Source organism: Streptomyces sp. adm13(2018), assembly GCF_008042145.1.
Classification (GTDB): Bacteria; Actinomycetota; Actinomycetes; order Streptomycetales; family Streptomycetaceae; genus Streptomyces.
Genome location: NZ_RDBH01000127.1, coordinates 4,690 through 23,258 on the forward strand (window position 1 = coordinate 4,690; position 18,569 = coordinate 23,258).

Sequence of the window (18,569 nt, forward strand, 5' to 3'; positions counted from 1 at the left end):
CGTCGGGGGCGGTGAAGGTGGGAAGGGCGGCGGGGATCGAGGCGATGCCCCCGACCAGTTCCACGTCGATGGACAGGGCCGCCACTCCGACGCTCGCGACGACCATGGCGATCAGCAGGGCCACCGCCTCCAGCCGCTTCACCGCCCGCGCCGCCGCCCAGACGCCGAGGGTGCAGGCGGCGACGAGGGTCGTGGCCCCCTCCCAGTCCCCGACGTGCACCAGCCAGTCGCCGAGCTGATACAGCTTGTTGTGCCCCTGCGGCGCGTAGCCCGTGGCGTCCTTCAGCACACCCGTGATGATCTGCAGGGCGATGCCGGTGGAGAACCCTGTCATCACCGCGTTCGACACGAAACTCATCACCGCGCCGAGCCGCAGCACGCCCATCAGCAGCATCACCGCACCGACCATGACCGTCAGCACGGCCACGTTCCCGGCGTCCTTCGGGTCGAGGCCCGCGTCCGACAGCACGCTCTGCGAAGTGAGCGCGATCGCGCTGGTCAGCGTCGTGACCATCAGGACGGTACGGGAGGTCAGCGAGCCCACGATCGCGGGCACCACGCCCGCGTACAGGCCCGCGACCGGATTGAACCCGGCGATCGCCGCGTACGCCATCCCCTCCGGGATCGAGAACAGCCCCGTCACCGCCCCCGAGGTGGCGTCGGCGGGCGTCGGACGACCCGGCCGGCACAGCCTCGACGTGAGATACGCGCGGCGACCGGCCTTCATCCGCCACCCCCTTCTTCGTACGTCCGCACCCAGGCAAACGCGGTACAGGGGCGCTGGCCACCGAGACTCCTCCAAACGGAGGAACGACGACGCGCGACAGCGGGTAGCCTTCTTCGCCACCATCCGGAGCCCTGTTCACCGCGGGCGTCTCGTTCGGACCTCACGCTCACAATCGGGCACGGGCCTGGGTCAGGACCACGGCCCGGTGCTAGTTCGCGGGGAGCCGTCGGGCCAGATCCGCGGCAAGCTCGTCAGAGGCCTGCCCGCGCGGGGTGAGATCGAGCGTCTCCAACAGCCGCACATACCCGATCGCGTCACGGGCCTCCGAAGCAGTCGGCAAGGGCACGCGCGGCTCGTCCGCCTTCGAGTAATCACCGAGCACCGGCTCATCAGTCTCCACACGGCGATCAACCCCCACCGACGCACCCAGGAAACACCCGGAACAGGTCAGGCGCTCCTCCGGCGGGCCGTCTTGCTCGCCGCGGTCCTCTCCTTCGTCCACCCAGGCGGCGATCGTGCGGAACGAGTCGGACCGTCCCCGCGCGTGTCGGGATCGGGCGGGCAGGGTGCGACCAGCGAAGACACACCGGCTCTTGAGAAGGAAGAAGCACACGAGAGACACCGGCAGACTCTCGACGAGAACGATAGAACCCCACACCAGCAGGCCCCCAGACCCCCACAGGCCACGCTCACGCCGTCACAACCAAACCGGACTACCTCTCCCCCACACGACACCCACACCTCCCCCATGAAACGACGACAGGGCCGCGGTATCGAAGTCGAGAGCAGGGCCGTTCGGCCCCAGCGCTTCGCCCCTCCTCTGGACCAGACTGGTGGTGGAGGATTCGGGAGGCCTACATGAATACCCCTTCGAACCTGGGCACGACAGCAGAGCCCCTCTTGCTCGACACGGCTCTGCCCGAGTTCCGGTTCTCCCGTCTGGAGTGCAGCGTGATCGCCGCCACGCCGGACGTCGTGTACCGCGCAGCCCGTGATCTGGACATGCTGTCCATCCACTCGCCGTTGTTCGACGCGGTCATGTGGGCGCGTGGAGCCCCGGCCCGACTGCGTCGACGGCCGGTGGTCACACCGTCTTCGATGCGGGTGTCCGATCTGTTCGAAACGGGCGCGGGTACTGGTCAGGAGGAGGACCGACCCTGGGTCGCCCTGGGGGAACGCTCGGGGCGCGAACTCGCCTTCGGAGCGGTCGGCCGGGTGTGGAAACCGACCATCGAGTGGCGCCGCGTCGAACCCTGTGACTTCGCGGGCTTCGTCGAGCCCGGCTGGGCGAAGATGGCCGCCGCCTTCGTCGTCCACCCCTACGGGGCACGGCGGTCCCTCCTGACCTACGAAGCGCGCACCGCGTGCACCGACCCGGACTCCACCACACGGTTCGGCCGCTACTGGACGTGGGTGTCACCCGGCGTCGGCGTCGTGCTGCGCGGAGCGCTGCGAACGATCGAAGCGGCTTCCGAGGCCGCCGAACGAAACACCTGAGGAGATGAGACGTGATGCGCGCCGTGATCGTCTACGAGAGCCTCTTCGGTAACACGCGCGACGTCGCCGACGCGATCGGGGAGGGTGTGAAGGCGGCACACCCCGAGGCCGAGGTCGAGTGTCTGCCGGTCGTCGACGCGGTGCCGGAGCGCATCGGGCCCACCGACCTGCTGGTCGTCGGCGGTCCGACCCATATGCGGGGGATGACGACGGGGATGAGCCGGAGGATGGGGCTGAAGGCCGAGGCGAAGGAAGCCGAGAACGACGAGCGTCCCTTCGCCCCCGAGGTGGGCGCCGAGGGCCCCGGCGTCCGCGACTGGTTCCACGACACTCTCCCGAAGGCCGGCACCGGAACCCATGCCGCCGCGGCCTTCGACACCCGGGCGGACATGCGTCTCGCGGGCGCCGCCGCCGGCGGCATCGCACGTCGGCTGCGCGGCCATGGGTACGAACTCGTCGCGGAACCGGAGGGATTCGTCATCGAGGACGCCGAAGGGCCGCTGCGCGCGGGTGAGAGAGATCGCGCCAGGGCATGGGGCGCGTCCCTCCACGTCGCCTGACCGAACCACGGAGAACCGCACGGGCCGAACAGCCCTTCCGGGGGACCATCCGGCCCTCCTCTCTCCACCCACAGCGGGTTCAGAGTGGAAGGGAGCGCCGACCAGGAGGTCCCGATGAGCACTCCCCCCAACCTGCGGCTCACGGCGGCCTTGTCCGCCGGGCACCGTGACCGACTGCTGCGGTGCGCCACCCCGGTGGACGTTCCGGAAGACACCAGGTTCTTCGAGGAAGGCGGATACGCGGATCGGTTCTGGATGGTCCGTACCGGCACGGTGACGCTGGACGTCCACGTACCCGGCAGGCGGCCGGCCGTGGTCGACAGCGTCGGTGCCGGTGAACTGCTCGGCTGGTCATGGCTGTTCGAGCCCTACCGCTGGCGGTTCGGAGCGGAAGCCATGACGAGGGTCCGGGCGGACGAGTTCGACGCTGCGACCGTGCGCATGATGATGGACGCCGATCCGGGCTTCGGCTTCGCCCTGGACCACTTCGTCGGGCAGATGCTCGCCCACCGTCTCTTCTCCGCCCGCGTGCGGCTGCTGGACCTGTACGCCCCGCACGGGAGCGGCATGTAGACCTCTCACCCTCGGGAGAACGTGATGCCCGCCTCTCGCTACACCGTCAGCGACGTCATGACCCACACCGCGGTCGCGATCGGGCGGGACGCTCCGTACAAGGAGATCGTCGCCCTCATGGACCAGTGGAAGGTGAGCGCCCTGCCCGTACTGGAAGGGGAGGGGCGGGTGATCGGGGTCGTGTCGGAGGCCGATCTGCTACCGAAGGAGGAGTTCCGCGCGGACGAGCCCCGCCCTGACGAGTTCGCCGAGGCGGCGAAGGCCGGAGCGCTACGGGCTGGGGAGCTCATGTCCAGCCCGGCCGTCACCGTCCACCCGCAGGCGACGCTCGCCGAGGCGGCACGGATCATGGCGACGCGGAGGGTCAAGAGGTTGCCCGTGGTCAATGGCGTCGGCATGCTGGAGGGCGTGGTCAGTCGGAGCGATCTGCTGAAGGTGTTCCTCCGCCCGGACACCGAGATCGAGGAGGACGTCCGCCGCTCCGTGCTCAGCGCGTCGGCTGCGCCGGCGGAACTCGACGTCACGGTGTCGGAGGGGGTGGCCACGATCCGGGGTGAGCTCTCCGACCGGGCGCTGGTGCCGCTCGTGGCCCGGGCCGTGCGTGCGGTGGAGGGGGTCGTCGACGTCCGAATGGAGCTCGCTCCCGCCCCGTGAGGCGTTCGATGACGGACAATCCTCTTGAGGGGTGGGCCACGCATGCGACCACCAGGGGATCGCCATGAACGATCGTCCGACAGCCGCCGCACCCACGCGGGTCTTCCTCGTGGACGATCACGAGATCGTCCGCAGGGGTCTTCGCGATCTGATCGACGACGAACCCGACATGGAGGTGGCCGGCGAGGCGTCGACGGCTGAGCAGGCGCTGGCCAGGGGCCCCGCTCTGCGGCCCGACGTGGCGGTGCTCGACGTCCGGCTGCCCGACGGTGACGGCATCTCCGTGTGCCGGGAACTGCGCTCGCGGATGCCTGAGGTGGCATGTCTGATGCTGACGTCCTTCGACGACGAGGACGCCCTCCTGGACGCGATCATGGCCGGCGCCGCCGGGTACGTCCTCAAGCAGATCAACGGCTCCGATCTGGTATCGGCGGTTCGGACCGTGGCCACGGGCCAGTCGATGCTCGACCCGGCAACCACCGCCCGGCTGATGCACTCGCTGCGCGACCCCGAGACGGCCAAGCCACCGGAGGACGAACGGCTCGCGGTGCTGTCCGAGAGAGAGCGGTCGGTACTGGACCTCATCGGCGAGGGCCTCACCAACCGGCAGATCGCCAAGCGGCTCTACCTCTCGGAGAAGACGGTCAAGAACCACATCTCACGGCTGCTGGGCAAGCTCGGCGTAGAGCGCCGCGTCCAGGCGGCCGTCATCGCCGCGCAGGTCCACGAGCACGATGCCAGGGAGACCTAAGACGCGCCTTCCCGCTCGGTCGGGAGGGGGATCCGCCACTCCAGGACCGTGCCGCTGCCCGGCACCCCACGCGCGTGGACCGACAGGGTGCCGCCCAGCCGCTCGGCCCGCTCCGCCAGGTTCCGTAGTCCGCTGCGCCTGCCGCCATGCGGGATGCCGACCCCGTCGTCGCTCACCGTCACCGCCAGCACGCCCTCGTCGGCCACGACCGACACCTCGACTCTTCGGGCCCCGGCGTGCCGTGCCACATTGGTGAGCGCTTCTCCGAGGACGGCGAGCACCTCCTCGGCAGCCTCCGGTGATACGTCGGTGTCGAGCAGGCCCTCCATACGCAGCGCGGGAGCGAATCCGAGCGCCGACGCCGCCGAGTCCACGGCCTTGACTACGCGGTTTCGCAGTCTCGGGACGGTTCCAACGGAGTCGTGTTCCCGGAGGCCGAAGATGGTGGATCGGATGATCTTGATGGTGGCGTCCAGGTCGTCGATGGCCCGAGTCAGCCGGTCCACGGCTTCCGGGTGCTCGACGAGGCGCTTGGCGCTCTGGAGTGTCATCCCGGTGGCGAACAGGCGTTGGATCGCCAGATCGTGCAGGTCGCGCGCGATCCGGTCTCGATCCTCCAGCAGGCTCACCTGTTCGGCGTCACGACGACGGTCGGCCAGCTCGAGCGCCAGTGCCGCCTGTCCCGCAAATCCGGGCAGTCCGGCGCCTTCGGCGGACGTAAAGGATGGCCGTCCATGGCGCCGGGCGAGGATCAGCACCCCGCTGAGGCGCTCTTTGGTGCCGACCGTGACGGCCACCGCCGGTCCGAGCCCCTTCCACCGTTCGGGTTGCACCGTGATGCGGGGCTCGTTCTCGACGTCGGAGACCATGACCAGGCCCTCCTGCGCGAGGGCAGCCTCGACCAGGGTTCCCTCGCTGCTGGGCAGGACGACGCCCCGGTGCGCCTCGGCCCCCTCGCCACGGGCCAGCGAGCCACGCAGCTCGCCGCCCGCACCGACCAGGTAGAAGACCCCCATGTCGGCGCCCGCGATGTCCACGGCCCGTTCCAGCATCCTGTCCAGGACCTGGGACTCCTCCACGCCTGACAGCAGGTCGCTGGTCAGCTCGGAGTTCGCAGCCAGCCACCGTTGACGCTGTCGGCCCTCTTCGTAGAGGCGGGCGTTCTCGATGGCGATGCCGGCCGCGACCGACAGGGTGGTGACGACGGCCTCGTCCTCGGCGTCGAAGTCCACCCCTCCGCGCTTCTCGGTGAGGTAGAGATTACCGAAGACCTCGTCCCGGACCCGGATGGGGACTCCGAGGAAGGAGTGCATCGGCGGGTGGTGGCGTGGGAAGCCGTACGAGGCGGGATGCTCGGACAACTCGGAGAGGCGGAGCGGCTCGGGATTGCGGATCAGTTCGCCGAGGATCCCGTGTCCCGAGGGCAGGTCGCCGATCTGCTCGCGCGCGTCGTCACCGACCCCTACCGGTAGGAACTCGGAGAGTCTGTTGTCGTCTCCGATGACGCCCAGGGCTCCGTACTCGGCGTCCACGAGGGTCACCGCCGCCTCCACGATGCCGCGCAGCACCTGGGGCAGGTCGAGTTCGCGGCCCACGGACATGACGGCTTCGAGCAGCCCGTTGAGCCGGTCCCTTGTGCCGCGCACCGCTTCGATGCGCACCTGGACCTCGTCGAGCAGCTCGTCGAGTCTCAACCGCGGCAGCCTCCCGTCCGCGGGCTCGGGGCCCTCACGACCCATCGACACCTCCGGCTGCGACGGACGCACGGTCTCCACCTCACGCGCGCACTCTTACCGTAGTCCGGATGTGCCGTCTCCTCCTGTCGGCAGGGTGGGGTGGAACGCGATCCGTAGGACGCGTGCGGCCACGAAGCCGACGGGTGCGCAGACGAAAGCGATGCCGACGCTCGCCAGCTCCAGGGGCTCGGGTCTCCAGGTCCGAGCCCAGGAAGGGTACGCAGAGCGCCGCTGCACCAAGCAGAGCGGAGGCGAGGACGGACAGCGGGAGGAACGGGTTCTCCTTGGTCAGGAGTCGGGTGCGAGCCCCAGCACGACCCCGAGCTGCGCGGCGAGCAGGGCAAGGAAGAGGACCCTCTGCCAGGGGAGATCCAGTGCCCGGGCCGCGAGTCCGGCGCCGAGGGACGCCGCCGGGACGTCACGGACCGCGCCGTCGCGCCGCACTCGCGCGTGCGGGGCGGTGAGGGCGGCGACGGCGTTGTCGGCACGGATCTCCTGCGCCACGCCGACGGTCGTGTTCACGAGGACGACCGGCCCGATGACGATCGCGTCGGGATGGTCGCCGATCGCCAGGGTCAGCACGACCGCGCCGAGGAGCACCATGATCAGCGGGTCGGTCAGCTGGGCCAGGACCAGCTTGTGGAGCCGTACGGGCTTCCTCGCGGCCACCTCGTCGGGGCCCGTGTCGGCGAGCCTCCGCGCGGCCTCCGCCTGGGTGAGTCCCGTCGACTCTCCCACCGGGGCGATCGCTCGGTCCGCCGGCGCGGGCATGGCCCGTTCACCCGGCGGGGACGGTGATCACCGGACAGTGGGCGCGGTGCAGCAGCCCGTGAACGACGGAGCCGACGCGCATCCCGCTGTAGCCGCCCCGGCCTCTACGGCCGACGACGACGGCAAGGGCGTGCTCCGCCGCTTCGGAGAGCATCTCCACGGGGGAACCGATGGGGACCTCGTGAGTGAGCCGTACGTCGGGATACTTCTGCGCCCAGCCCGCTGTGGTCTCCGAGAGCAGGCGACGCTCGGAGTGGAACAGCGTGTCGGCGCTGTGCAGGGAGAAGACGGGTGGCTGCCAGACGGCGATGGCACGCACGGCGCAGTGCCGGAGTTCCGCTTCTTCGAAGGCCCAGGCCAGGGCTGCTCGGGAGGACTCGCTGCCGTCGATGCCGACCACGAGATACGGCTCGGCCTGCGTGACGTGCTCCGCGTCGCCTACGACGACCACCGGACATCGCGCCTTGGCGGTGACCGGAACGACCAGGGAGCCGGCGCTCAGCAACTCCTCGGTACGACTGAGATGCCGGGAGCCCAGCACGATCATGCCGGCCTCGTGGGACAGACCGGCCAGAACGCCTGCCGGGAACCCGTCGAGAAGGGAGGAGGTGGGCCTGGTGTCCGGCTGACGGGCTTGCGCCCATTCGAGCGCGCTCCGCAGGGCTTCTGTACCGGCCTGCCGCTGCGCCAGGTGACGAGGCGTGTCGTCGACGTGCTGGGTGTCGTGCTGCGGTGGTATCGCGACCACCAGGCGCAGCGCCGCTGATCGCAGGTGAGCCTCGTCCGCAGCCCAGGCGAGGGCCATGTGCCGGTTCTTGACCGGGTCGATCCCGATAATGATGTCTCTTCGATCCGATGTGCCGGTCATGACGTGCTCCCGTGTCCAGGCCCTTGCCGTGGGATGAGCTCGACGGGGCAATGGGCGTGCTGCAGCAGAGCCAGCGTGATCCGGCCGAGCGTCGGTCCGAGGTAGCCGGGCGATCGCCGACCGCCGACGACCAGGAGGTCGGCATGGTGGGACGCGTCGACGAGAACTCCGGGTACGCTGCGGCTCTGCTGCTCCTCAGCGTGCAACGTCAGGTTCGGGAACTCCTCCTGGACCCGGTCCGAAATCGCCGACAGTGCGCGTATGTGATCGCGGGCCCTCTTGTCGCTACCCTTGCGCAGCACCGCCCGGGGCTCGGCGGATAGTCCTCCACTCCATACGTGCAGGAGCCGCAGAGGTACCTTGCGCAGCACGGCTTCGCGGGCCGCCGCGCGAGCGCAGCCCACGTCGGCCTCGTCCCGGACCGCCGCGAGAACCACCCCGGCTTCGACGGTCTCCTCAACCCCGCGCACCACGACCACGGGCGTGGTGGCCTCGGCCGCGACCTCAAGACCGACCGAACCGAGCAACAACGAAGGGAACCCACCGAGCCCTCGGTGGCCGACGACGATCGTGCCGCTCAGGGCGGCGGCTCGGCGCAGACTGCCGGGCACTGAGCCGGCGGTGATCTCCTTGACCACCACAAGCTCGGGGTGACGCGCCGTGACCGCCTCGGCAGTCCGGTCCAGCAGCTCCCGCCCCGCCTGTCGCATTCGGGCGATCTCCGCATGGGACAGAAACGGCGCCGGTGGGTCCGTGTCCGCCGCATGAACGAGGAAGAGGGCGCTGCCCCGCAGGGCCGCCTCCTCCGCCGCCCACATCACCGCCGTGTGCGCGGACGGCGACCCGTCGACCCCGACGACGACGCTGCCGAGACCGGAACGGGCCGTGGTTCCGTTCATGGCTCCTCCCAGGTCCGAGGGACTTCCCTCCACCCTGGCAGCTGGTCGCGGATGGCCGAAGGGCCGCTGGGGGCAATGGCGGGACCAAAGGGCCCCTTCCCGGCCGAGGCGCAGACCCGGCAGGGCGAGCCCGTTCGGTCCCGAGGTTGCACCGTTCGGCCCTCGCCGACGCCAGTCGCGCGTCGGAGGGTGGTGACGCGGGACAGCACCGTCCGAACTCTCGAACGAACAGGAGGCGCGGCGATGAAGCACTTGAAAGTCGGCAGTCTGATGACCGCCGACGTGGTCCCCGCCGTCCCTGCGACGCCGTTCAAGGATGTGGCGAAGTTGCTCGCCGAGCGCGACATCAGCGGGGTCCCCGTCGTGGACGAGGACGATCATGTCCTCGGCGTCGTCTCCGAGAGTGACCTCCTGGCGCGCCACGAACTGGCCACGCGAGACCTCATGACCGCGCCGGCCGTCACTGTGCACGCCGAGGAGACCGTGGCGGACGCGGCACGGCTCATGGTGCGCCGCGGGGTCGAGCGCCTGCCCGTGGTCGACGAGGAGGAACGACTCGTGGGCATCGTGACCCGCCGTGATCTCCTCTGCGTCTACCTCCGCCCGGACTCGGAGATACGGCGCCGTATCCGTGAGGACGTCCTCACGGACGTCATGGGCCTCGCCGGAGACGCGGTGGACGTGCACGTCCTCGACGGCGTGGTGACGCTGGAGGGCCGTGTCCGGCGGCGAAGCCAGGCCCTGACGCTCGTCGGACTCGCCGAGCGCGTGGACGGCGTCGTGGCCGTCGTGGACCAGCTTTCCTTCCACGAGGACGACTCCTACCTCGCAGCCCCCACCCGGACCCCACACGCCACCTCATGGTGACTTACCGCAGGCAGGACGAACCGTGTCTCCCACCGCTCTGACGCGACCACTCGTGACGTCGCTGATCGAAGATGCCGTCACCGCTCCCTCGATGCACAACGCACAGCCCTGGACGTTCGTCTGCAAGCCGGCCACCGGGGTCATCCACCTGCACGGCGACCCGCTGCGCCGCATGCCGCGCGAGGATCCGGATCATCGCGCCCTCCACCTCGGCTGCGGCGCCGCCCTGTTCGGTCTGCGGGTCGCCGCGGCGCACCGGGCCCTGCATCCTGTGGTTCGGCTGCTGCCCTCTCCCGACGATCCCTGGCACCTCGCCGACGTACGTTTCGACGCCACCAACGACGCCGACAGCGAACTGGGCGGGCTCCATGACGCCCTGTCGCGACGGCACACGAGCCGCTTCCCCTTCACCAAGGAGCGGATCCCCCCGGAGGTCGTCGACGGGCTCCGGGCGGCGGCCTTGCTGGAGGGCTGCCGACTCGTGGTACCGGGGGCGTGGCACACCGACACCGTCATGGAACTCGTCCACGCCTCCGAACTGTTCGAGGCGGCGGACGAGGCGGTACGCGAGGAGATCGCCACCTGGACACGCACTGGTGCGGCCGGGGAAGGCCCCGGCACCGAGGGCATACCGGCGTACGCCTTCGGCCCACGGCAGTACGACGTGACCTCACCCGTCAGGGACTTCGGCGCTCCCCGACGCGTGCCCGGCCGTGCGTCGGCGCGCTTCGAGAAGAAGCCGCAACTCGCGCTGCTCGGCACGGTCGGGGACACGCCGGAGGAGTGGCTGAAGGCCGGCCAGGCGCTGCAACGCGTCCTTCTGCAGGCCACCCTCGACGGCCTTGCCACCTCACTCATGTCCCAGCCGCTGGAATGGCCCGAGCTCCGCTCCGACGCGCGCGATCCCAGCTCGGCGATCGGCTTCGTCCACATGGTGATCCGCCTGGGCTACGGCCCCCAGGGGCAGGCCACGCCGCGCCGACCCGCCGCCGAGGTGCTCTCCTTCGGCTGAAGCTCTCCTCACAGACGGAACCAACGCTCCTCTCCGGGTTCGACGGTGAGCCGCCGACCGCCAGGGAGCAGCACGGCAAGCGGGCTCTCGGGCGACGCGGGAACCCGAACGGCCAGCCGCCCGGGGAGCACCCGCAGACGCACCCCTCGATGCCGGCCGCAGCACAAGGTGAAGGTGAACCGCGGGATCTCCGCCAGTGCCACCGGAGCCACACGTAGCCCCTCCGGCCCTGTTTCCAGGCCGGTGATCCCGCGTTCGACGAGGTCGATCGTGCCCGCCATCGCGCCGAGATGGATGCCCTCGCCGGTCGTACCGCCCTGGACGTCGGCGACGTCGGCGAGCAGGGCCTCCTCGCAGTAGCGCCAGGCATCGGGGCCCTTCTGCCGTACGAGGACCCAGCCGTGGACGAGGCTGCTGAGCGTCGAACCGTGGCTGGTGCGCCGCAGGTAGTAGGAGACGGTCGCACTCCACACGTCGTCGTCGAGCCGGTAGCCGAGCCGGGTGAACAGTCCGTACAGCTCCTCGGGCCGGAAGAGGTAGCCGAGCATGAGGGTGTCGGCCTGCTTCGACGCCTGGTAGCGGTTGACCGTGTCGCCCTCGGCCTCCAGGATCCGGTCGAGTCTGCGAATGTCGCCGTGCCGGGCCCGGTACGCCTCCCAGTCGAGTTCCACCAGGTCTCCGTATCCCTCGAACTGGCTGACCACGCCCTGATGGAACGGTACGTACAGGCGGCGGGAGACGTCCTCCCAGTGTGCAGTTTCGTCTTCGTCCAACGAAAGTCGATCCGAGAGCTCCGAGCGGCGGGCCTCGGGTAGTTCGCGGAGCAGGTCCAGGCCGCGCGAGAGCACCCAGGCGGCGGTCACGTTGGTGTAGGCGTTGTCGTCGATTCCCGGGTCCGCGGCACCGGGATAGGCGTCGTGGTACTCGTCCGGTCCCACGACCCCGCGAATGCGGTAGCGGCCGAGCGCCGGGTCGAACGCGGCGGCGCCGGCCCAGTACCGGGCGACCTCGAGCAGGATCTCCGCCCCGGCGGAGTGGAGGAATCCACGGTCTCCGGTGGCCTGCGCGTATCGCCAGACGTTGAACGCGACGGCCGAGCCCACGTGGCGCTGCAGCCGGGAGTGGTCCGGCAGCCAGTGCCCCGATCGCGGATTGAGATGGATCTCCTGTGTCTCCTCCCGCCCCGAACTGGCGCTCTGCCATGGATACATGGCCCCGTGTCCACCGGCGAGGCGAGCCGCCGCGCGGGCGGCCGGAAGCCGACGGTGCCGGTACATGAGCAGCGCTCGGGCCACCTCGGGGAAGTGCAGATCGAGGTAGGGAAGGACGAACAGTTCGTCCCAGAAGACGTGCCCCCGGTACGCCTCGCCGTGCAGTCCGCGCGCGGGCACGCCCACGTCGAGGTCGGCGGTGTGCGGGGAGAGCGTCTGCAGCAGATGGAACACGTGCAGCCGCAGGACGCGGCCCGCGTCCCCGGGCACGTGCAGCTCGCCCTGCTCCCAGACACGCTGCCAGGCCGCCTTGTGGTCGCCGAGCAGCCGGGGGAAGGCAGGAGCGCGGGCGATCGTGTCGACGGCGGCGGCGAGGGGGTCGGTGGCGGGCCGGTCCATCGAGGTCCGCAGTGCCAGGGTCTTCACAACCATCACCGAGCGGCGGGGCACGATCGGCAGGCGGTACGTCTGCACGGTGCCGGTGCGGGCGGCCGTCTCATGAACGGGCTGTACGGGACGTGTGACCGTGCGCACGGCCATGGCGATCCTGATGCCAGGGTCGGTCGTACGGCAGGCGAGCCGGGCGACGCCCTCGGGCCCGAATCCGGTCCGGTGGTCGGTGAGGTGACGCCCTTCGAGGTGCCGGTACCGCTCGACTCCGGCATTCGTGACGGCGCCGTCCAGAACGGAGCGCACCTCGACGGAACCGCTCCAGCCGTAGGCGCGGAACACGGTGCACTGGGCCGCCAGCCCGGGGTCCGCCATGTGCACGACGCGGATGTGGCTGACGCGCAGACCTCGCCCCTGGGCGTCCTCGAAGTACAGACGTCGGGTGAGCACGCCCGCACGCAGGTCGAGGTGCACGTCGTAGTGGCTCAGTTCCCCGGCGTCGGGCGTCAGCCAGTGGCCCACCGGACCGTCGTCCGGAAGGCAGCGGTAGCGCAGAAGCGTCCAGTTCGGAAGGTTGACGAGGTCCTCGTTCTCGACCTGCTCGCCCGCGACGTCCGAGGTGAGCCGGTCGTAGCAGCCGGCCAGATAGGTACCCGGGTAGTGCGCGCCTCCGGCAGAGCACTCGGGAGCCGAGCCCCGGGTGGAGAACCGACCGTTGCCGAGCGTGCAGAGCGCTTCGACGAGTGGCTCGCGTTCCGGGTCGTACCGGTCGTACCGCCATGTCCAGCCGGTGGTCATCCCCGCTCACCCCACACGCTCCGGACCAGGGTCGTGAGATCGGGAACCGTCAGGTCGGCCCCCTGCTCGGCCAGCGCGTCGGCCGCGCTTCGCAGCGGGGTGCGGTCGACGCCGACGACAAGCCCGAAACCACCGCGCCTCGCCGCCTCGACCCCGGCGAGCGCGTCCTCGGCGACCGCGGTCCGCGGCGGGCGGCTGCCGAGGAGGGACGCCGCCCGCAGGAAGAGCGCGGGATCCGGCTTGCCGGCCAGGCCGAGCCGCGCGGAGTCCTCACCGTCCACGATCACCGCGAGGAGAGCGTCGAGCCCCGCGGCGCGGATCAACGCCCGAGCGTGCCGGGAGGCGGACACCGCGGCGCACGGCACTCCCTCCGTGCGCAGTGCCGTGAGAGCGGGCAGTACGTCGGGGAAGGCCGTGACACCTTCCGTGTGGAGCAGGTCGACGAACGCGCGTTCCTTGCGCGCCGCGACCGCCCAGATCGTCGTACGGCCCGGCGGGTCGGCGGGTGTTCCCACGGGAAGTTCGACGCCACGGGCGTCGAGCAGGGCCGCCACCCCGTCGTAACGGGACTTCCCGTCGACGAACCTCCGGTATTCGGCGTCCGCGTCGAAGGGGGGCTGCTTCTCACCCGCCACCGTTTCCAGACAGGCGTCCAGGGCGGTCTTCCACGCCGTGGCGTGCAGCCCGGCAGAGTCGAGGAGCACACCGTCCGTGTCCAGGACCAGGCTGCGGGGCGGCAGCGGTCGGGGGGCTCGGTCCGCCACCGCGGCGACCTGAATCGGGCGGTGGCGGGAACCGGACATGTCCACACGCCCTACGGCGCGCGGAGAGCGACCTTGAGAGCGCCCGTATCCGCCGCACGACCGAAAACGTCGTACGCCTCCTCCATCTGCCCCAACTCGAAGCGGTGCGTGACCAGCGACGAGGAGGGCAGCCGCCCGGCGGCCATCATGCGCAGCAGCAAGGGTGTGGACGAAGTGTCCACGAGGCCGGTGGTGATCGTGACGTCCTTGATCCACAGGTCTTCGAGGTGGAGGGTCGCCGGCTTGCCGTGGACTCCGATGTTGGCGACCGTGCCGCCGGGCCGGACCATCCGCGTGCACATCTCGAACGCCTCCGGAACGCCGACGGCCTCCATGACGACGTCGGCGCCGAGGCCCTCTGTAAGGTCCGCGACCAGTTGTTCCGGGTCTTCGCCCGCGTTCACGGTGGCGTCCGCGCCGAGGGAACGGGCGGCGACCAGCCGCGACTCGGCGAAGTCGACGGCGACGATCCGGCCCGGACTGTAGAAGCCGGCGGTGACGACGGCGGCCAGACCGATGGGTCCGGCGCCGACGACGACCACGGTGTCGGCGGGGCGCACAGCTCCGTTCAGAACTCCCACCTCGTAGGACGTGGGGAAGATGTCGGCGAGCAGCACCGCGTCGGAGCCGTCGATCGATTCCGGCAGCGGGTGGACCGAGAGGTCGGCGAAGGGCACCCGGACGTACTCGGCCTGCGTGCCGTCGATGGTGTGGCCGAGGATCCAGCCGCCTCCGCCACGGCACTGCCCGTATCGGCTCTCACGGCAGAACCGGCACCTGCCGCAGGCGGTGATGCACGAGACCAGGACCCGGTCCCCCGGCCGCACCGTCCGGACGTCGTCTCCGGTCTCCACCACCGTGCCGACCGCCTCGTGTCCGAGGACCCGGCCGGGCGTCACCTCCGGCACGTCCCCCTTCAGGATGTGCAGGTCCGTGCCGCAGATGGTGACGACGTCCACCCGGACGATGGCGTCGGCCGGGTCCTCGACGGCCGGATCGGGTACGTCCTGCCAGGCGATACGGCCCGGCTCCTGGAAGACGAGTGCCTTCATGGCGCCCACCCACTTCCTCTCGCGCGTCGCTGCGGTCCCGCTCCACCAGGTTCTGCCGGACCCGTCAGGCGCGCATGAGCCGATCGGCCCCCGAAAGGGTCCCGCTCGGGCCCTCCGGTCCCGGCCGGTGCGGATGCGAGGGTGGAAGCCGGACCACTCCGAAGGAGGGCCGGCCATGTCCGAGGCAGCCCCTCACCCTGCACCCACCGCTCCCCGTCCGGCACTCCTCAGTTTCCTGGGTGCGGTGGGGACGGTCACCGGCAGTAAGTTCCTGGTGGAGAGCGACCATGCGCGGATCCTCCTCGACTGCGGACTCTTCCAGGGTTTCGCGAACCTGCGCAGGCGCAACTGGGAGCGGTTCGCGCGCGACGCCGCAGACGTCGACGCCGTGGTCGTCACCCACGCCCACCTGGACCATTGCGGCTATCTGCCGCGCCTCGTCCGGCAGGGCTTCCGGGGGCCGATCCTCACCAGCGCCCACACCGCCCGGCTCGCCGGGATCGTGCTGCGCGACAGCGCCCGGCTCCAGATGGAGGCTGCCCGGCACGCCGGTGAGCACGGCTGGTCCAAGCACCGCCCGGCCAAGCCGCTCTACGACGACTCGGATGTCGAGAAGACGCTCGCGTTCTTCGACCCGGTCCCGGTGGGCGAGGACGTCGAGATCATGGCCGGCACCTCGCTGACGCTCCACCACGGCGGGCACATCTTGGGATCGGCGTGGGCCCGCCTGACGTTCGAGGACGGCCACACCCTGGCCGCGTCCGGAGACCTGGGGCGGCCCGGACCATCCCCTGCTGCTTCCGCCCGAACCGTTCTCCGGCGCCGACGTACTGCTCGTGGAGTCCACGTACGGCGACCGTCGCCACAACCAGGAGTCCGCCCGGTCGGAGTTCGCCGCCGTGATCGCCCGGACCGTCGCCCGGAGCGGCACCGTCGTCATCCCGGCCTTCGCGATCGACCGCACCGAGGTCGTCCTGCACGAACTCACCCGGCTGCGCGAGACGGGCGTCCTGCCCCGGTCGGTGCCGGTGTACGTGGACAGCCCCATGGCTCTGGCCGCCCTCGACGTGTACCGGGACGCGGTGCGCGAGCGGTCCGCCGAACTGCGGCCGGAGATCCTCGCCGAGGGCGAGGCCGCGCTGAGCCCCGCACCGTTCCTCGCCGCGCGCACCGTCCAGGAGTCCATCGAGATCAACGAGGTCCACGGCCCGGCCGTCATCGTCTCCTCGGCCGGCATGGCGACCGGGGGCCGCGTCCTGCACCACCTGCACCGACTGCTCCCGGATCCGCGCAACGCGGTCGTGGTGGTCGGGTTCGCCGCCGCGGGCACCCGCGCACGGGACCTGGTCGACGGCGCCAGGACACTCAAGATGTTCGGCGAGTACGTGCCCGTACGAGCCGAGGTCGCTGACGTCCCCCACTTCTCCGCCCACGCGGACGCCGGACAGATCATCGACTGGCTGCGCGGCGCCCCTCCCCCGCACGCCACGTACCTCGTCCACGGAGAGCCGGCCGCGTCCGAGGCGCTGCGCGACCGCGTCGACCACGAGCTGGGATGGACGGCTGTCGTGCCCCGGTCGGGTGAGGCCGTGCTGGTCCGCTGACAGGGCCTGTCGGCCCCCCATGTGGGCCTTTCCGGCCCTCCCGGCGCCCGCGGGCGGCGCGGGAGTCTGTACGTGAAAGGGCTGGAGGCACGGTATGAGCACCATGACCATGCTGCTGAGCGAACTCACTCCGGACGCACGCGACCGGCTGCTGCGGCAGTCCAGACCGGTCCGCATTCCCGCGGACACGCCCATCTTCCGTGAACGACAGCCCGCCGACCGCTTCTGGATCATCGAGTCGGGGCGCGTCAGCCTGCACGAGCACCGCCCCGATCACGGCACCGCGCTCATCGAAACGCTCGTGTCCGGCGACCTCCTCGGCTGCTCGGGAATGCTCCCTCCCCACCACTGGCGCCATGGCGCCACGGCGACCACCGAGGTCCACGCCCTCGAATTCGACGGGCAGGCCGTCCGGGAGCTGTGTGCGGAGAACACCGCCATCGGCGAGGCCCTGGCCGCCGCCGTGGCCGCCGCCATGGAGCGACGGCTCCTCACGTGAGGAACAGGCGATGACATCCCAGCCGCTCACCGTCGCCGACGTCATGACCAGGAAGGTCGTCGCGGTCCTGCCCGGCGCGGACTTCAAGGAGATCGTCACCGCGATGCAGCGGTGGAAGGTGACCGCCGTCCCCGTCGTCGAGGGCGAGGGTCGCGTGAGGGGCGTGGTCTCGGAGGCGGATCTGCTGCTCAAGGAGGAGTTCCACGACCACCGCCTGGGACTCCTCGAACAGCTGCGCCGACTCGACGCCACCGCCAAGGCCGGTTCCCGCCGGGCCGAGGACCTCATGACCTCGCCCGCCGTCACCGTCGCCCCCGAGGCGTCCCTGCCGCAGGCGGCGCGCCTCATGGCCGCGCATGGCGTCAAGCGACTGCCGGTCGTGGACGCGAGCGGCGCGATCCAGGGGATCGTGAGCCGGTCCGACCTCCTGAAGGTATTCCTCCGGTCGGACGAGGATCTCGCCACCGAGGTACGCCACGAGGTCATCGAGCACCTGTTCCCGCTCTCCCACCGCCAGGTCGACGTCCGTGTCGACGCTGGTGTCGTGACGCTGTCCGGCGAGGTCCGCGACGGCGGGCTCGTCCCGCTCGCTGCCCGCCTGGCGCGGGCCGTCGAAGGCGTGGTGGACGTACGGTGCGAACTCACCGCCAAGGACCGGGCGTAGTCGTGCCCTGACCCACTGGCCCGCCGGGCTCGCGCGGCCCTCGACGGGGCGGGTCTGGGGGACGTGCGGATCATCGCGAGTCGCGGTCTGGACGAGTACGGCAGCGACCGGCTCGTCCGTGAGGGAGCGGAGATCGATGCCTTCGCCGCGGGGACGAAGGTCGGCACGGCTGCCGACGCCCCGTATCTGGACGCGGYGTACAAGCTGGTCGAGTACGACGGGCACCCGGTGATGAAGCTGTCGTCGGCGAAGGTGACGGCGCCGGGGCAGAAGCAGGTCTTCCGTGGTCCCGGCCTTCGGGATGTCACCGGCCTGGCCGACGAGGAACCGCCCGCGGGCACGGAGGCCCTGCGCCGGACCGTGATGCGCGACGGGCTGCGTACGGAGCCGCCGGACACCCTGACCGCTGCCCACGCCCGCTTCGAAGCGGATCTCGCCGCGCTGCCGAATGAGGCGCGGCGCATCGATCGCCCGGTGGCGCCGGAGCTCATGGCGTCAAAGCGGCTGACGACACTGACGACCGTCGTTCGGCAGCGCGTCGAGTCGCGGACGGGCGCTTGACGGGTAGGCGTGCCCCGGCCGCCCGCAGCCTCCCACCGTCCGCCACCAGGCTGAGATCGGTGCCCTGACGGA

General features: G+C 70.7%; 20 protein-coding genes and 1 pseudogene. 12 read left to right on the forward strand and 9 right to left on the reverse strand.

The annotated features are described in order from the left end of the window. A partial coding sequence (locus EAO70_RS16480; RefSeq protein WP_261992904.1) for a SulP family inorganic anion transporter occupies positions 1 to 643 on the reverse strand: 643 nt, incomplete at its 3' end. A gap of 292 nt (positions 644 to 935) precedes the next feature. Then, positions 936 to 1,349 carry a hypothetical protein gene (locus EAO70_RS37975; RefSeq protein ID WP_187283919.1) on the reverse strand — a complete coding sequence of 138 codons (414 nt, stop codon included), beginning with the start codon at positions 1,347 to 1,349 and terminating at the stop codon, positions 936 to 938. A gap of 236 nt (positions 1,350 to 1,585) precedes the next feature. On the opposite strand from EAO70_RS37975, the gene EAO70_RS16495 reads away from it, so the two are divergent. The 5 genes from EAO70_RS16495 (at position 1,586) to EAO70_RS16515 (ending at position 4,762) form a co-directional block, all read left to right on the forward strand. Next, positions 1,586 to 2,224, forward strand: a complete 639-nt coding sequence (locus EAO70_RS16495) for a hypothetical protein (protein ID WP_148003737.1) — start codon at positions 1,586 to 1,588, stop codon at positions 2,222 to 2,224. A gap of 14 nt (positions 2,225 to 2,238) precedes the next feature. Further along, positions 2,239 to 2,784 (forward strand): flavodoxin family protein, encoded by a 546-nt coding sequence (locus EAO70_RS16500; protein ID WP_148003761.1) that lies wholly within the window; start codon positions 2,239 to 2,241, stop codon positions 2,782 to 2,784. A 114-nt stretch (positions 2,785 to 2,898) separates the two neighbouring features. Then, the gene (locus tag EAO70_RS16505) at positions 2,899 to 3,357 is read left to right on the forward strand and encodes a Crp/Fnr family transcriptional regulator (RefSeq protein WP_148003738.1); all 459 of its coding nucleotides are present in this window, start codon (positions 2,899 to 2,901) and stop codon (positions 3,355 to 3,357) included. A 24-nt stretch (positions 3,358 to 3,381) separates the two neighbouring features. Then, positions 3,382 to 4,011: a CBS domain-containing protein gene (locus EAO70_RS16510; protein WP_148003739.1), complete on the forward strand. Its 630-nt coding sequence runs from the start codon at positions 3,382 to 3,384 to the stop codon at positions 4,009 to 4,011. Positions 4,012 to 4,075: 64 nt separating this feature from the next. Beyond that, positions 4,076 to 4,762, forward strand: coding sequence for a response regulator (locus EAO70_RS16515; RefSeq protein WP_148003740.1), 687 nt, complete (start codon positions 4,076 to 4,078; stop codon positions 4,760 to 4,762). Here the strand turns inward: EAO70_RS16515 and EAO70_RS16520 are convergent. The 4 genes from EAO70_RS16520 to EAO70_RS16535 form a co-directional block, all read right to left on the reverse strand. Then, the gene (locus tag EAO70_RS16520) at positions 4,759 to 6,501 is read right to left on the reverse strand and encodes a GAF domain-containing sensor histidine kinase (RefSeq protein ID WP_148003762.1); all 1,743 of its coding nucleotides are present in this window, start codon (positions 6,499 to 6,501) and stop codon (positions 4,759 to 4,761) included. The two genes, EAO70_RS16515 and EAO70_RS16520, sit on opposite strands and share 4 nt — an antisense overlap. A 285-nt stretch (positions 6,502 to 6,786) precedes the next feature. After that, positions 6,787 to 7,236 carry a cation-transporting P-type ATPase gene (locus tag EAO70_RS16525; RefSeq protein WP_261992905.1) on the reverse strand — a complete coding sequence of 150 codons (450 nt, stop codon included), beginning with the start codon at positions 7,234 to 7,236 and terminating at the stop codon, positions 6,787 to 6,789. Between the two features lie 40 nt (positions 7,237 to 7,276). Continuing rightward, complete coding sequence (locus tag EAO70_RS16530; protein WP_148003742.1) at positions 7,277 to 8,137, reverse strand: universal stress protein; 861 nt, start codon at positions 8,135 to 8,137, stop codon at positions 7,277 to 7,279. Next, on the reverse strand, positions 8,134 to 9,036 hold the full coding sequence (locus EAO70_RS16535) for a universal stress protein (RefSeq protein WP_148003743.1): 903 nt from the start codon (positions 9,034 to 9,036) through the stop codon (positions 8,134 to 8,136). The genes EAO70_RS16530 and EAO70_RS16535 overlap by 4 nt, the downstream gene beginning before the upstream one ends. Before the next feature lie 243 nt (positions 9,037 to 9,279). Here EAO70_RS16535 and EAO70_RS16540 point away from each other — a divergent pair, with 243 nt between their 5' ends. Both EAO70_RS16540 and EAO70_RS16545 read left to right on the forward strand, forming a co-directional pair. Then, the gene (locus EAO70_RS16540) at positions 9,280 to 9,903 is read left to right on the forward strand and encodes a CBS domain-containing protein (protein WP_148003744.1); all 624 of its coding nucleotides are present in this window, start codon (positions 9,280 to 9,282) and stop codon (positions 9,901 to 9,903) included. Positions 9,904 to 9,955: 52 nt separating this feature from the next. Further along, a complete protein-coding gene (locus EAO70_RS16545) occupies positions 9,956 to 10,915 on the forward strand; it encodes an Acg family FMN-binding oxidoreductase (RefSeq protein ID WP_410091284.1) in 960 nt (319 codons plus the stop codon). 8 nt (positions 10,916 to 10,923) lie between these two features. On the opposite strand, the gene EAO70_RS16550 is transcribed toward EAO70_RS16545, so the two are convergent. From EAO70_RS16550 to EAO70_RS16560, 3 genes are read right to left on the reverse strand one after another with little or no spacing between them, the layout of a single operon-like run. Further along, the gene (locus EAO70_RS16550) at positions 10,924 to 13,314 is read right to left on the reverse strand and encodes a glycoside hydrolase family 65 protein (RefSeq protein WP_148003746.1); all 2,391 of its coding nucleotides are present in this window, start codon (positions 13,312 to 13,314) and stop codon (positions 10,924 to 10,926) included. Beyond that, a complete protein-coding gene (locus EAO70_RS16555) occupies positions 13,311 to 14,078 on the reverse strand; it encodes an HAD family hydrolase (protein WP_261992906.1) in 768 nt (255 codons plus the stop codon). Before EAO70_RS16555 ends, EAO70_RS16550 begins: the two co-directional genes overlap by 4 nt. Before the next feature lie 50 nt (positions 14,079 to 14,128). Further along, positions 14,129 to 15,169, reverse strand: a complete 1,041-nt coding sequence (locus EAO70_RS16560) for a zinc-dependent alcohol dehydrogenase family protein (RefSeq protein ID WP_148003748.1) — start codon at positions 15,167 to 15,169, stop codon at positions 14,129 to 14,131. Between the two features lie 175 nt (positions 15,170 to 15,344). Between EAO70_RS16560 and EAO70_RS40385 the strand changes: the two are divergent. The 5 genes and pseudogenes from EAO70_RS40385 to EAO70_RS16580 all read left to right on the forward strand — a co-directional run. Continuing rightward, positions 15,345 to 15,974: pseudogene (locus EAO70_RS40385) on the forward strand (MBL fold metallo-hydrolase); the annotation flags it as partial. A 31-nt stretch (positions 15,975 to 16,005) separates the two neighbouring features. Next, the gene (locus EAO70_RS39275) at positions 16,006 to 16,773 is read left to right on the forward strand and encodes an MBL fold metallo-hydrolase (RefSeq protein ID WP_261992907.1); all 768 of its coding nucleotides are present in this window, start codon (positions 16,006 to 16,008) and stop codon (positions 16,771 to 16,773) included. Positions 16,774 to 16,867: 94 nt separating this feature from the next. Beyond that, positions 16,868 to 17,272: a cyclic nucleotide-binding domain-containing protein gene (locus EAO70_RS16570; protein WP_148003749.1), complete on the forward strand. Its 405-nt coding sequence runs from the start codon at positions 16,868 to 16,870 to the stop codon at positions 17,270 to 17,272. 10 nt (positions 17,273 to 17,282) lie between these two features. Continuing rightward, positions 17,283 to 17,936, forward strand: coding sequence for a CBS domain-containing protein (locus tag EAO70_RS16575; RefSeq protein WP_148003750.1), 654 nt, complete (start codon positions 17,283 to 17,285; stop codon positions 17,934 to 17,936). 63 nt (positions 17,937 to 17,999) lie between these two features. Next, complete coding sequence (locus tag EAO70_RS16580; protein WP_410091285.1) at positions 18,000 to 18,497, forward strand: hypothetical protein; 498 nt, start codon at positions 18,000 to 18,002, stop codon at positions 18,495 to 18,497. The last annotated feature ends 72 nt before the right edge of the window (positions 18,498 to 18,569 follow it).